Origin of the sequence: Brucella sp. NBRC 12950 (genome assembly GCF_030268145.1) — a bacterium.
Taxonomy (GTDB): domain Bacteria; phylum Pseudomonadota; class Alphaproteobacteria; order Rhizobiales; family Rhizobiaceae; genus Brucella.
Genome location: NZ_BSQC01000005.1, coordinates 237,741 through 250,270 on the forward strand (window position 1 = coordinate 237,741; position 12,530 = coordinate 250,270).

A 12,530-nucleotide genomic window follows, 5' to 3' on the forward strand; every position below is an offset into this window, starting at 1 on the left:
TGGGATCAAGTATCGGTGCCGAGCGCCAAAGCGGTTGCACCATCCATCTTGTAGATATCGTCGCGGAACTGCACCACGCCATCGCCTGTTGACCAGGCGGTGATGTAAACGAAATGCAGCGGCACAGGATCGGAAACCTGAATAGGCGTATTCACACCCGATGCAATTGTGCCTTCAATGTTCTGGCGATCCCAGCCAGCGGTGTTCTTCAACAGCCAGACATCAAGATCGCGGACATTCTGCACGCGGACACAGCCCGACGAATCGAAGCGCATGAGCTTATTGAAATAGCTCTTCTGCGGCGTATCGTGCATGTAAACGGCATGTTGATTGTGGAAGTTGATCTTTGTCGAGGACATGGCGTTGATCTTGCCCGGATCCTGACGGAACATCAGCTTCACAGCATCGTCGGTATTCCAGTCTACGCTTTCCGGCGGAACTTCCTGTCCCTGAGCGTTGTAGAGACGGATCTTGTTATTCGCGAGATATTGCGGGTTCTTCCGCATCAGCGGAATAATATCCTTCTGGATGATCGACTTTGGCGCGGTCCAGTAAGGATTAAGAATGACTTCGTGAATCTTGGAGTCAAGGATCGGCGTCTGGCGGTCGATCTTGCCAACAACAGCTGTATGGCGCTGCGAAACGCTGCCGCCTTCTACTGCTTCAATACGAGCAGCCGGGATGTTGACCATCACAAAGCGCTGTTCAGACTGTGTTGCAGATGTCATGCCGGACAGGCGCTGGAGGTTGGTCTGCAGCTGGCCAAGACGCGTATTGGCATCCACATTCATTGCTGCATAGGTAAACTGGCCCATCACACCATCAGCCGGAAGGCCATGACGCGACTGGAAGCGCTTGACCGCTGCATCGACATAGGTATCGAACGCACCGGACACACCGGCTTCACGCGGAAGATCGCCCGAAACGATCAAACGCTGGCGCAGAGCCTGCACCGAAGGATCATTAACGCCAAGCTGCAGCTTCGCATTGCCCGGAACCTGTGGCCAGCCGCCGCGACCTGCTAGATCGGCGTATTGTGCGATAGCGGACTGAAGATTGCCCACAGTCTGCTGGCTAAGCACTGGCTGATTGGTTGCCACTTTCTGACCGCCGGTCGCGCGGGCATCGAACTGGTCATCCCAGTTGCCGCGGCGTGGCGCCGAAAGAATATCATTCAAAGCCTGTTGCTGGGCAAAAGCCGCAGGAGCGATAGCAGTTGCAGCAGCAGCCAAACCGGCCGTTGCTGCGCCACGCAGGAAGCTGCGACGGCCTACATTGAAAGCTTCGGCATTCTTGTCGGTTTTGGTCATAGTTTTGGTCCCAAAGGCTAACCGGTTTCGCCCAGATGCGTCGCATCTGCAGATAGCTCTAATTTATGCGCTGTATTAAACCGCTTATGTCGGTTTTTATGGCTTATTCATGTCGCGAAGCCCGGATTTCAAGCCAGGCCTTGCTGAATTAGCTCGCAATAATGAACTTTAACATACAAACCGGGTCAATTGTGACCGTTCTGCAACAAACTTCTAAGTTGTCGGCTGCCTTTCGGCATCCGCAATATCAAAGCCTGTAAGCAATGCTGTCGTTCCAGAAGCGGTCCAGACGCTGCAGCGACTTGTTCATCGCGGTGAATTCTTCAACCTGGATACCACCAACCTGCTCGATAGAAGCAATATGGCGCTGGTAAAGTGCCTGTACCTGATCAGCAATCTCGTTGCCCTTGTCTGTCAGGCTGACGCGAACCGAACGACGGTCCGTATTCGAGCGTTCGTGATGGATAAAACCCATCTCGACCAGCTTCTTGAGATTATAGGAAACATTCGAGCCGAGATAATAACCGCGTGAGCGCAGCTCACCAGCTGTCAGTTCGGAATTGCCAATGTTGAACAGGAGCAGTGCCTGCGTCGCGTTGATATCGCTACGGCCGGCGCGGTCGAATTCGTCCTTGATGACATCAAGGAGGCGACGATGCAGGCGTTCAACCAGCTGCAATGCTTCGAGATAAAGTGTGCGGAGAGCTGCTTCGGGATTCAAAAGCGGAGCAGATGCATCCATTCTGTGCTGTGCATTGATCATTTCTTTTGCCTCTCTGTCGGAGCAGCCTTACATGAGGCCACTCTCTTTCCTGTTGGTCCGGTGTATTTTCTCACCGTGTCTTGAGAGGACTTTAGACGCGATCCATAAAATTCGACTTAAAAGTCAGCCTTAACAGTAGCTTACCAAGCGAAATGCAGATTCAGACTTAATGTTTTGTTACCGGTGCGCGATTTCAGGCCGTTATACGAACGCGAGAAAGTCGTCTTTTCTCGAGGTAAAGCAGGACGCGGAACACAACATAAATGAGGAGACAAACGGCGTTAAACCCCACGATAAGGGGCCTGTATTCAAAATGGCGCGCAAAGACAGAATAGATGGCAATCTCACCGACAGCCGCCACGAACCACAACACCGGTCCCCATTGCGCACGCATCCACAGCCCGGTTGACGCAACCGGCATAAGCAGAGCAAGGGCCACGCAAGCCGTCTGCCATTGCCACGGCATGAGGTCGAAACGCCACAGCAAGCCTGGATAAACGCCGATCAGCTTAATCCAGTAATAAACGCCGCTCGCAAGAGCAGCTAAAGCGATCAGCCGTATAAACCAGACAAAGGACCATTCAGTGCCGCTGGGTTGTATATGCTGGTGCAGTTCATCCTGACGCATCAAAAACTCAGTTCCCTCTCGCCAAGATTAGCAAAATACGCATTGACCATTTCCGGCTTCACTTCATCAGTCGAAGCTGGCTTCCAGACAGGTGCTCCATCCTTGTCAATCAAAACCGCGCGTACGCCTTCATAGAAATCATGCCCAGCAAGCATACGCGACGCGATGCGATATTCCATCCGCATACAATCGTCGAGATCCAGTGCGCGACCATCGGCAATCTGGCGGAATGTGACAGCGACACTGGTTGGCGAACGCGTAGCGATAACATTCAGAATATCCGTTGCCGGTTTATTGCCCGTGGCTGCTGCTTTTTCCAAAGCGTCGAGGCATTCGGCAAGCGTCGCATGTGCGAAACTCTCCGCGATGACTTTGCGGGTTTCGGGGGCCGTCTCAAAATCGGGATACTGAGCACTGGCCAAAGCCCCATCAAGGTCAGCTTTTGCAACCAGGTCATCGCGAAGGTCGTCAAGATCGCTGGCGGCCACTGCATGGGTCGCGATGCCGCTCTGCAGGCAATCGCCCCAGCGAATTCGGTTGCCGGTGAGTGCAAGATAATAGCCGAAATTATCATGGAGATGCGGCAGGAAGGCGCTTCCACCGACATCCGGGAAGAAGCCAATGCCGGTTTCGGGCATCGCAAAAAGCGTGTTTTCGGTCACGATCCGGTGCGAACCATGTACGGAAATGCCAGCGCCGCCGCCCATGACGATGCCGTTAAGCAGCGAGATATATGGCTTTGGAAAACGTCCGATGCGGGCATTCAGTCGATATTCATCGCGGAAAAAATCAAAAGCGGGTGTGCCTTCGCGTCCGGCCTTATAGGCTGCAACCACGTCGCCACCGGCGCAGAACGCCCGGCCTTCGCCATCCAGAATAACACAGGCGACATCCGGATCGGTTTCCCAGGCCTGCAGAGCACGGTCGAGCGCGAGAATCATTTTATGCGTCAAAGCATTGAGCGCCGATGAGCGCGTCAGCTTCACGAGGCCCGCTTTTCCCTTGCGTTCAAAGCTGATTTCACCGCCACCACCGAAATCGATCTGCATCATGTCTCTCCCGTGCGATTAAAGTGGTTCCAGATAAGACTGAACGTTGGAACCACTATAATCATTCCCTTTTGCGCATTGTCCTACGCAAAACCGCTTCGCACTTTTGCTGGAAATGCCCTTTTAATCTACGCATTGTCCTACGCAAAACTACTTTGCACTTTTGCTGGAAATGCCCTTTTAATCTACGCATTGTCCCACGCAAAACTGCTTTGCACTTTTGCTGGAAATGCTTTCAATGCGTAGAAAGTGAAACGCCCCGCGTCAATCCTGCGCAGGCCATTGTGCTTGGATTAGCCACTTTTCCCGTGATAAACCGTGCTCATCTGATAACAAGCTTCCGAACCGTTAGATTCCCAAGCTTTCTTCTCTCGGGAACATTTATATGACTGATCGTTTGTCCAACATTTCTTCTGCCAACATTTCAGGCCACGTCGATGACGTGACCGGTGGGCGTCGTCTGCGCCGAATGCGCAAGGCCGACTGGTCACGCAGACTGGTTCAGGAAACACATCTCACGGTGGACGATCTGATCCTGCCATTCTTCCTGACTTACGGAACCAATGTCAGCGAGCCTGTGGACGCGATGCCGGGCGTTGAGCGCTATTCGGTCGATATGGCTGTACGCATGGCCGAAAAGGCTGCCAAGCTTGGCATCCCCGCGATTGCGCCCTTCCCGCGCGAAAAGGCAGAAGTAAAGACAGAGGACGGCGCTTTCGTTGCAAGTCCGGACAATCTGATCAACCGCGCTGTGCGTGCGATCAAGAAGGAAGTGCCGGAAATCGGTATCATTACCGATGCAGCACTCGATCCGTTCACAACCCACGGTCATGACGGCATTTTGCGCAATGGCGAAATTATCAACGATGAATCGGTTGCGATGGTCGTGCGCGGTGCGCTCGCACAGGCGGAAGCCGGTGCAGACGTTATCGCACCGTCCGACATGATGGATGGCCGTATCGGCGCTATTCGTCAGGCACTGGATGCGCATGGCTTCAACCATGTACCGATCATGTCCTATGCGACCAAATTCGCATCCGCCTTCTATGGCCCCTATCGCGATGCAATCGGTACAGCTGGTCTGCTGAAGGGCGACAAGAAGACTTACTACATTGATCCAGCAAACCCGGACGAAGCGGTGCGCGAGGCCGAACAGGACGTGGCTGAAGGCGCTGACATGCTGATGGTTAAGCCTGGGATGCCTTATCTCGACATCATCCATCGCCTGAAAAACACATTCCGCCTGCCGACTTATGCATATCAGGTATCGGGCGAATATTCGATGATCAAAGCTGCAGGCATGAATGGCTGGATCGACGAAGAAAAAGTCATGATGGAAAGCCTGCTGGCTTTCAAACGCGCAGGCTGCGACGGCATCCTGACCTATTTTGCGCTCGACGTTGCTGAGAAGCTGAAAAGCCAGGGCTAAATTCCGAGACGCTGTTTCCTTGAAATAGCCCGTTTCATACACCACCTTGAGACTGTTCCGCGCAGTGCGGGACAGCGGACGGTTGTTCCCGGACGCTTCTTTTGAAGGACTGGAAGGAAAAATGTCCGACCATATTCTGCACGGCGAAGTCATGGGCCCGCGTTTTGAAAGCCGCGCATTTTTTGAAGGCGTGCGCACACGCCGTATTATGGCTTTTCTTATCGACTATATGATTGTCTTCTTTCTTTGCATCCCAGCAGCAATCGTAATTTTCATCCTTGGAATTCTCACGCTTTCGCTGGGATGGGCGCTCTACGCCATCATGTTCCCGGTAGTCGCATTGTTTTACATATCTCGCACTCTTGGCGGGCCTCAACAGGCCACAAAGGGTATGCAGATGATGAACATCAAATTGGTGCGCCTTGAAGGCGGCACAGTCGATCCGATGCTGGCACTGGTCCACACTGTCCTGTTCTGGGGCCTGAATGTGGTGCTTACACCGTTCATCCTTTTGGCGACTCTGGTGATCGACCGTAAGCGTACCGTGCACGACCTCTTGCTTGGTACAGCAGTCATTCGTTCAGACCGCTAAAGCAAGCATCAAAAAAATTCAGGGCCGGCTGCACAAAATGTCTATTGACGTTTTGTGCAGCCGGCTCAATCTTTAGGGCATAAAGAGATGGTTCGGTATTGCCGTTTCGTGGATATTGAATGACCCATCAACCGCAACAGTCTCCGCAGTTTTTCTTAACGGCTCCATCGCCCTGCCCGTATCTCGACGGCCAGATGGAACGGAAGGTCTTCACTCATCTTGTGGGTGACAAGGCCAGCGAAATCAATGACCTGCTTACGCAGGGCGGTTTCCGTCGCTCTCAGAACATTGCCTATCGTCCAGCCTGCGAGCTTTGTCGCGCCTGCGTTTCTGTGCGTATCCTGACTGGCGAATTTGAGATGAACCGGAGTATGCGCCGGGTCTGGAACCATAATCGCGATCTGATCGGCCGCCAGCACAAGGCACAGCCAAGCACCGAACAATATGCCCTTTTCCGCGATTATCTGGATGCCCGTCACCATTCTGGTGGCATGTCCGATATGACAGTGCTCGATTATGCGATGATGGTCGAAGATACCCACGTCAACACGCAGATTATCGAATATCGCAGACGTGGCCCGGACAGTTTTATCAGTGCGAAAGGCGATGGAGAGCTAATCGCGGTAGCCCTTACCGACGTGATGGCAGACGGCCTGTCTATGGTCTATTCATTCTTCACGCCGCATATGCACGAGCGTTCGCTCGGAACTTTCATGATCCTTGATCATATCCAGCGCGCACGCGCTGCTGGCCTTCCCCATGTCTATCTCGGCTATTGGGTCGAGGGGTCGCGCAAGATGCAATATAAGACGCGCTTCAGGCCGCAGGAGCATCTCGGCCCACGCGGCTGGCAGAAATTTGAGGGCTAGAAACAAAAAGGCGGCATATGCCGCCTTTTTTATTTGAGCAGAACCTTAGAATTTGCCCGAACGCGGAAACCCCTTGGGTACCAGACGCCCAGCAGAGGCACGGGCCGCAATCCACTCGACAAGTTCTTCCTTGCTGCGCGTAAAGGTGCGCTCGGCAGAATCCTGCCACGACAGACCGCCGCTGATCGCGAAGGTACGAACATCGGACACGCCGCCGTCCTTATATTTCTGCAAACGAACGCCCTTGCCGCGTGTCATTTCAGGAATGTCCGAAAGCGGGAAGACGACCATCTTCCTGTTCTCGCCCACGACCGCAATGTGATCGCCCGAAATGCGTTGGCAAAGCTTGGCTTCATCTGGCGCCTTCACATTCATCACCTGCTTACCCTTGCGGGTATTGGCGACCGCTTCATTCTCGGACACGATGAAGCCATTGCCTTCATGCGATACAAGCAGAAGCTTGGCCTGAGGATCGTGAACGAAGGCCGTCAGGATATCCTGATCATTCTCCATATCAACGAGGATACGGATCGGTTCGCCATGGCCGCGCCCGCCCGGAAGCGTGTTCGCACCGATGGTGAAGAACTTGCCACCTGTCGTGAAGAACAGCAGCTTGTCAGTCGTCTCAGCATGGAAAGCCAGCTTGAGCTTATCGCCTTCCTTGAAGGCGAGCGTCGAGAAGTCAGCCATATGGCCCTTCATCGCGCGCAGCCAGCCCTTTTCAGACACAACAATCGTAACCGGTTCACGCTCGATCATCGCCTGATGAATATCTTCGAGATCATGCCTTGGCGCATCGGCAAAGGTGCTGCGGCGCTTGCCAAGTTTGGTTTCAGGCCCAAACTTCTCACGGACAGCTTTGATTTCCGTGCTGATCTTCTTCCACTGGCGCGTGCCCGAAGCAAGCAAGCCTTCCAGATCAGTCTTTTCAGCAGTCAGACCATCGAATTCTTTGCGAATTTCAAATTCTTCAAGTTTGCGCAAGGAACGCAGGCGCATGTTGAGGATTGCTTCGGCCTGATTATCCGTCAGATCAAAGAACCGCATCAGCTCCTGTTTCGGTTCATCCTCTTCACGAATAATGCGGATGACTTCATCAAGATTGAGATATGCCTTGAGGAAACCGCCAAGGATTTCCAGCCGCTTTTCGATTTCTGCCAGACGGTATTCGGAACGGCGAACGAGCACTTCCTTGCGATGTTCAAGCCATTCTTTGAGCACGCCGCCCAGTGACAGAACATTCGGCACTTTGCCGTGCGAGAGCACGTTCATGTTGAGCGAAACGCGGTTCTCAAGCTCGGTCAGCTTGAAAAGCGATTCCATCAGCAGTTCAGGATCGACCGTGCGGTTCTTCGGCTCCAGAACGATGCGGATGTCTTCAGCAGACTCGTCGCGAATATCGTCGAGCAGTGGCAGCTTCTTGGCCAGAAGCAGCTCTGCAATCTTCTCGATCAGGCGCGACTTCTGAACCTGATATGGGATCTCGGTGACAACAATCACCCAGGTTCCGCGATTGCCCTCTTCCTTTTCCCAGCGCGCGCGTGCGCGGAAAGAACCACGCCCGGTGCGATAGGCTTCGAGAATGTTGGCATGCTCTTCCACCAGGATGCCGCCGGTCGGGAAATCGGGACCACGCACCTTGCACTTCAATAGTGCTGCCGGATCGGTTTCCGCTTCCTTCTTCAGCTCTTCCCATTGTTCCGGCGAAGTGACGAGTTCTTCAACAGTCGCTTCGGGATGATTGATAAGATAGAGCGCCGACGAGCACAGCTCCGCCACATTATGCGGCGGAATATTGGTGGCCATGCCGACCGCAATACCGGCCGAGCCATTGGCAAGCAGGTTCGGGAACGCGCCCGGAAGGACGATGGGTTCCTCGTCCTCTTCATTATAGGTCGGGCGGAAGTCGATGGCGTTTTCGGTAATGCCTTCAAGAAGCAGCGTTGCGACCTCGGTCATCCGCGCTTCGGTATAACGCATCGCAGCCGCATTATCGCCGTCAATGTTGCCGAAGTTGCCCTGCCCGTCCACGAGCGGATAACGCACGGCAAAATCCTGCGCCAGACGCACAAGCGCGTCGTAAATCGAGGCGTCGCCGTGTGGGTGGAATTTACCCATAACGTCACCGACGATACGCGCGCATTTTGCATAGGCCTGATCGGGATTAAGTCGCAACAGGCGCATTGCATGCATGATGCGGCGATGAACCGGCTTCAAACCGTCGCGCACATCCGGCAGCGCACGATGCATGATCGTGGACAGCGCATAAGCGAGGTAGCGTTCCTCGAGGGCCGATTTAAGATCAACCCGTTCGATGTGTTCGTCGCCGTCGTCCGGCGGAATCAGACTTTTACCCATAGTTCTCAGTACCAATTGCGCGATTCGTCAGCAAGTGGGGATGAGAACCAATCCAGTACATTCGTCGCAATGTTGCCGTCATTTAGCTTCTATACGGGAATTGTAGAGGTTTTCTCCACAACTTATACGTAACGAATGAAACAGGCTGTTTTTCCTTGCGTAAAGGCTTATGAAGGCTATCTAAAATTTACCAAATGATCAGGAGCCAATAAATGAAGGTTTTCGTTGTTAGCAAGCAGGCCGTGCGCGTCTTCGCAGCAAGCACCGCGCTCTCGCTTGTTCTTGGCAGTGCGGCAATGGCTGCAGATGCAAATGCAGTCGCAGAGCGCGTTAAAGTCCTCTATACAAAGCAGGGCGGAGAGCTGAACTTCGCCGAAGTTAAGGCTGACGGCGACAACATTTTGCTCAAAGGCACAACAATCAAGCTGCCTACCATCTCTGACCGCGCGACGCCTGTCGGCGATATAACGCTCGAAAACGTGCAGGACACGCCAGAAGGCGGTTATAGCATCGAAAAAGTTTCGGTTGCAGATTTGGACTTCGCTCCTGAAGGTGCGGACAAGAACGATAAAGCCACAATCAAAGGCATCTCGATGGAGAACGTTATTCTCCCATCCGAGAAAGCCGAAGGCCCGCTCGCCAAGATGGTCTTCTACGACAAGATGAAGATCGACGAATTCTCGGTTGGCACTCCAGGCAAAGATGGCGCTCTGATCAAGGGCATGGAAGTGACTCTGAATTCGGCCAACAAAGCCGAAAAAATCGACTACAATCTCACCATTGCCGATATTGATGCGACTTTCGACAAGAACGGCAAGAACCCGCTCGCTCCACTCGATATGAGCGCTCTTAAGGGTTCGATCAACTCGAAGGGTACATGGCTGCCGACTTCGGGCAATGCGACGCTGGATCAGTTTGAAATCAATGCTGAAGAACTCGGCAAGATCAATCTGACCGCTGCTATCGACGGCTATGATCTGTCTTTCGTAGAAGCTCTGCAGAAGACACAGGAAAACATGGCCAAGGCTGATGCAGAAAAAGACGCAGCTGGCCTCGCTCTTCTCGGTCTCGCTGAACAGCTGAGCCTCAAGAACCTGTCGATCCGCTTTGACAACGAAGAACTGACACAGAAGCTCCTCGAATATTACGGCAAGCAGCAGGGCGCCGATGGCAAGCAGCTCGGCGAACAGCTGAAGATGATGGTTCCGCTGATGGCAACACAGCTCAAGAACCCTGAATTTGCCCAGCAGCTCAAGGCCGCAGCTGAAAAGTACTTCGACGATCCAAAGTCGCTGACCGTTTCGGCTTCGCCTGACCAGTCGGTAAGCTTCGCGTCCATCGTTGCGACCGCTTCGCTCGACCCGACAAAGCTGATCCAACTTCTGAAAGTTGGCGTTGAAGCCAACAACTGATCGAACTTAGGTTCATCAAACAAAACCCGGTGAGTTCTGCTCACCGGGTTTTCTTTCGCCGTACTGATAAGGTCAAAGAAAAAGCCCGGTCTCGCGACCGGGCTTTTGATTTTCAAACCTGAGAAGATCAGCTCTTCTGCGTTGGTGCTAAGCGAATATGAAGATCGCGCAGCTGCGCTGGCGACACTTCCGAAGGTGCATTCATCAGAAGATCGAGCGCCTGCTGGTTCATCGGGAACAGCGAGATTTCGCGCAGGTTCTTTGCACCAACGAGCAGCATGATAACGCGATCAACACCGGCAGCCATGCCGCCATGTGGAGGCGCGCCATACTGGAATGCACGATAGAGACCGCCGAAGCGCTCTTCCACGTCCTGCTGGCTGAGGCCAACTTTTTCAAACGCCTTGACCATCACATCCGGGAGCTGGTTACGGATCGAACCGGAAGCGATTTCAAAGCCGTTGCAGACCAGATCGTACTGGTAAGCCTTGAGCGTCAGCGGGTCCTGCGTTTCCAGTGCTTCCATGCCACCCTGCGGCATCGAGAACGGGTTGTGCGCGAAGTCGAGCTTCTTGTTGTCTTCGTCCCATTCATAGAACGGGAAGTCGATGATCCAGGCCAGTTCAAAGCGATCACGATCAACGAGGTTCAGCTCTTCACCAGCCCGCGTACGGGCATCGCCTGCGAATTTGTAGAACTTCGATGGCTGACCTGCCACGAAGAAGCAGGCATCGCCGTCGCCGAGACCCAGCTGGTTGCGGAGCGCTTCGGTGCGTTCTTCACCAATGTTCTTGGCAATCGGGCCAGCGCCTTCAAGCTTGTCGCCTTCCTTGCGCCAGAAGATGTAGCCGAGACCCGGCTGACCTTCGCCCTGTGCCCATGAATTCATGCGATCACAGAATGCGCGGCTACCACCGGTCTTTGCCGGGATTGCCCAGACTTCGACCTTTGGATCGTTGGCGATCATGTTCGCGAAGACCTTGAAGCCGGAACCTGCAAAATGCTCGGTAACAGCCTGCATTTCAATCGGGTTGCGCAGATCAGGCTTGTCCGAACCATAGGTGCGGATCGCGTCGTCATAAGCGATGCGGCGGAACTGCTGCGTTACAGGCTTGCCTTCAGCAAACTCTTCAAAGATGCCGCGCATGACTGGTTCCATCGTTTCCCAGATTTCTTCCTGGGTTACGAAGCTCATTTCGAGATCGAGCTGATAGAATTCGCCCGGCAGACGGTCTGCACGCGGATCTTCATCGCGGAAGCAAGGTGCAATCTGGAAGTAGCGGTCGAAACCGGCAACCATCAGGAGCTGCTTGTACTGCTGCGGAGCCTGCGGCAGCGCGTAGAACTTGCCTTCATGAATACGGCTTGGCACGAGGAAGTCGCGCGCGCCTTCCGGCGAAGAAGCCGTCAGAATTGGCGTCGAAAACTCATTGAAGCCGATCTCGGTCATTCGGCGACGCATCGCTGCAATGATCTTCGTGCGGCTCATAATGTTCTTGTGCAGCGTTTCGCGACGCAGATCGAGGAAGCGGTACTTGAGACGAATGTCTTCCGGATAGTCCGGCTCGCCAAACACTGGCAGCGGCAGTTCCTTGGCGGCGGCAAGAACTTCGATCTCGGTTGCGAAGATTTCAACATCGCCAGTCGGCAAGTTGGCATTCACAGCCTCATCTGCGCGGGCCTTCACTTCACCATCAACACGGATGACCCATTCGCCACGAACGGTTTCGGCAATCTTGAACGCTGGCGAATCAGGATCTGCAACAACCTGAGTGAGGCCATAATGATCGCGAATGTCGATGAAGAGGATGCCACCATGGTCACGGACGCGATGAACCCAGCCAGACAGACGGACTTTTGAACCAACATCCGATTTGCGAAGGGCTGCGCAGGTATGGCTGCGATAACGGTGCATGATTTCTGCCTTTTGGAACTTTATAAATCTTGTGCAGGCAAAGCGCTGCAATTCCGGCGGAAAAGCGCATTTTGATCACGCTTTGTCAAGCCGATACTGCCTGTATCCGGGCACGTATCCGGCCTTGTTAAACCAGCTTGACGGATTATGTCGACAAAAATCACTATTTACGTGTTATTCCATCGCTATATGCTTCTTGTGGCGC

General features: G+C 53.7%; 10 protein-coding genes. 4 read left to right on the forward strand and 6 right to left on the reverse strand.

Annotation, left to right across the window (positions count from 1 at the left end; genetic code table 11):
• Positions 1–5: 5 nt before the first annotated feature.
• The 4 genes from QSJ70_RS10670 to QSJ70_RS10685 form a co-directional block, all read right to left on the reverse strand.
• A complete protein-coding gene (locus tag QSJ70_RS10670) occupies positions 6–1,310 on the reverse strand; it encodes a L,D-transpeptidase family protein (RefSeq protein ID WP_007874451.1) in 1,305 nt (434 codons plus the stop codon).
• Positions 1,311–1,557: 247 nt separating this feature from the next.
• Positions 1,558–2,073: a transcriptional regulator LdtR gene (gene ldtR / locus QSJ70_RS10675; RefSeq protein WP_007874450.1), complete on the reverse strand. Its 516-nt coding sequence runs from the start codon at positions 2,071–2,073 to the stop codon at positions 1,558–1,560.
• Positions 2,074–2,266: 193 nt separating this feature from the next.
• Positions 2,267–2,701 carry a DUF6163 family protein gene (locus tag QSJ70_RS10680; RefSeq protein ID WP_285536265.1) on the reverse strand — a complete coding sequence of 145 codons (435 nt, stop codon included), beginning with the start codon at positions 2,699–2,701 and terminating at the stop codon, positions 2,267–2,269.
• Positions 2,701–3,750: an enoyl-CoA hydratase/isomerase family protein gene (locus QSJ70_RS10685; protein WP_285536448.1), complete on the reverse strand. Its 1,050-nt coding sequence runs from the start codon at positions 3,748–3,750 to the stop codon at positions 2,701–2,703. Before QSJ70_RS10685 ends, QSJ70_RS10680 begins: the two co-directional genes overlap by 1 nt.
• A gap of 385 nt (positions 3,751–4,135) precedes the next feature.
• Between QSJ70_RS10685 and hemB the strand changes: the two genes are divergently transcribed.
• The 3 genes from hemB to QSJ70_RS10700 all read left to right on the forward strand — a co-directional run bounded on the left by hemB (position 4,136) and on the right by QSJ70_RS10700 (position 6,640).
• The gene (gene hemB, locus QSJ70_RS10690) at positions 4,136–5,179 is read left to right on the forward strand and encodes a porphobilinogen synthase (RefSeq protein ID WP_007874444.1); all 1,044 of its coding nucleotides are present in this window, start codon (positions 4,136–4,138) and stop codon (positions 5,177–5,179) included.
• Positions 5,180–5,300: 121 nt separating this feature from the next.
• Positions 5,301–5,771 carry an RDD family protein gene (locus tag QSJ70_RS10695; protein ID WP_007874442.1) on the forward strand — a complete coding sequence of 157 codons (471 nt, stop codon included), beginning with the start codon at positions 5,301–5,303 and terminating at the stop codon, positions 5,769–5,771.
• Positions 5,772–5,890: 119 nt separating this feature from the next.
• On the forward strand, positions 5,891–6,640 hold the full coding sequence (locus QSJ70_RS10700; protein ID WP_064320432.1) for an arginyltransferase: 750 nt from the start codon (positions 5,891–5,893) through the stop codon (positions 6,638–6,640).
• A gap of 45 nt (positions 6,641–6,685) precedes the next feature.
• On the opposite strand, the gene QSJ70_RS10705 is transcribed toward QSJ70_RS10700, so the two are convergent.
• Positions 6,686–8,998, reverse strand: a complete 2,313-nt coding sequence (locus tag QSJ70_RS10705; protein ID WP_285536269.1) for a DNA topoisomerase IV subunit A — start codon at positions 8,996–8,998, stop codon at positions 6,686–6,688.
• Between the two features lie 212 nt (positions 8,999–9,210).
• Here QSJ70_RS10705 and QSJ70_RS10710 point away from each other — a divergent pair, with 212 nt between their 5' ends.
• Complete coding sequence (locus QSJ70_RS10710) at positions 9,211–10,410, forward strand: aq_1923 C-terminal domain (RefSeq protein ID WP_285536271.1); 1,200 nt, start codon at positions 9,211–9,213, stop codon at positions 10,408–10,410.
• Positions 10,411–10,537: 127 nt separating this feature from the next.
• Here QSJ70_RS10710 and aspS read toward each other — a convergent pair whose 3' ends face one another.
• Positions 10,538–12,325 (reverse strand): aspartate--tRNA ligase, encoded by a 1,788-nt coding sequence (aspS, locus tag QSJ70_RS10715; RefSeq protein ID WP_064320430.1) that lies wholly within the window; start codon positions 12,323–12,325, stop codon positions 10,538–10,540.
• Positions 12,326–12,530 lie beyond the last annotated feature (205 nt).

Bases quoted from the DNA above. Each gene is read 5' to 3' on its own strand.
- QSJ70_RS10695 (WP_007874442.1), top strand. From the start codon at position 5,301: ATGTCCGACCATATTCTGCACGGCGAAGTCATGGGCCCGCGTTTTGAA.
- ldtR (WP_007874450.1), bottom strand. From the start codon at position 2,073: ATGATCAATGCACAGCACAGAATGGATGCATCTGCTCCGCTTTTGAAT.
- QSJ70_RS10680 (WP_285536265.1), bottom strand. From the start codon at position 2,701: ATGCGTCAGGATGAACTGCACCAGCATATACAACCCAGCGGCACTGAA.
- QSJ70_RS10685 (WP_285536448.1), bottom strand. From the start codon at position 3,750: ATGCAGATCGATTTCGGTGGTGGCGGTGAAATCAGCTTTGAACGCAAG.
- QSJ70_RS10710 (WP_285536271.1), top strand. From the start codon at position 9,211: ATGAAGGTTTTCGTTGTTAGCAAGCAGGCCGTGCGCGTCTTCGCAGCA.
- QSJ70_RS10705 (WP_285536269.1), bottom strand. From the start codon at position 8,998: ATGGGTAAAAGTCTGATTCCGCCGGACGACGGCGACGAACACATCGAA.
- hemB (WP_007874444.1), top strand. From the start codon at position 4,136: ATGACTGATCGTTTGTCCAACATTTCTTCTGCCAACATTTCAGGCCAC.
- QSJ70_RS10700 (WP_064320432.1), top strand. From the start codon at position 5,891: ATGACCCATCAACCGCAACAGTCTCCGCAGTTTTTCTTAACGGCTCCA.
- aspS (WP_064320430.1), bottom strand. From the start codon at position 12,325: ATGCACCGTTATCGCAGCCATACCTGCGCAGCCCTTCGCAAATCGGAT.
- QSJ70_RS10670 (WP_007874451.1), bottom strand. From the start codon at position 1,310: ATGACCAAAACCGACAAGAATGCCGAAGCTTTCAATGTAGGCCGTCGC.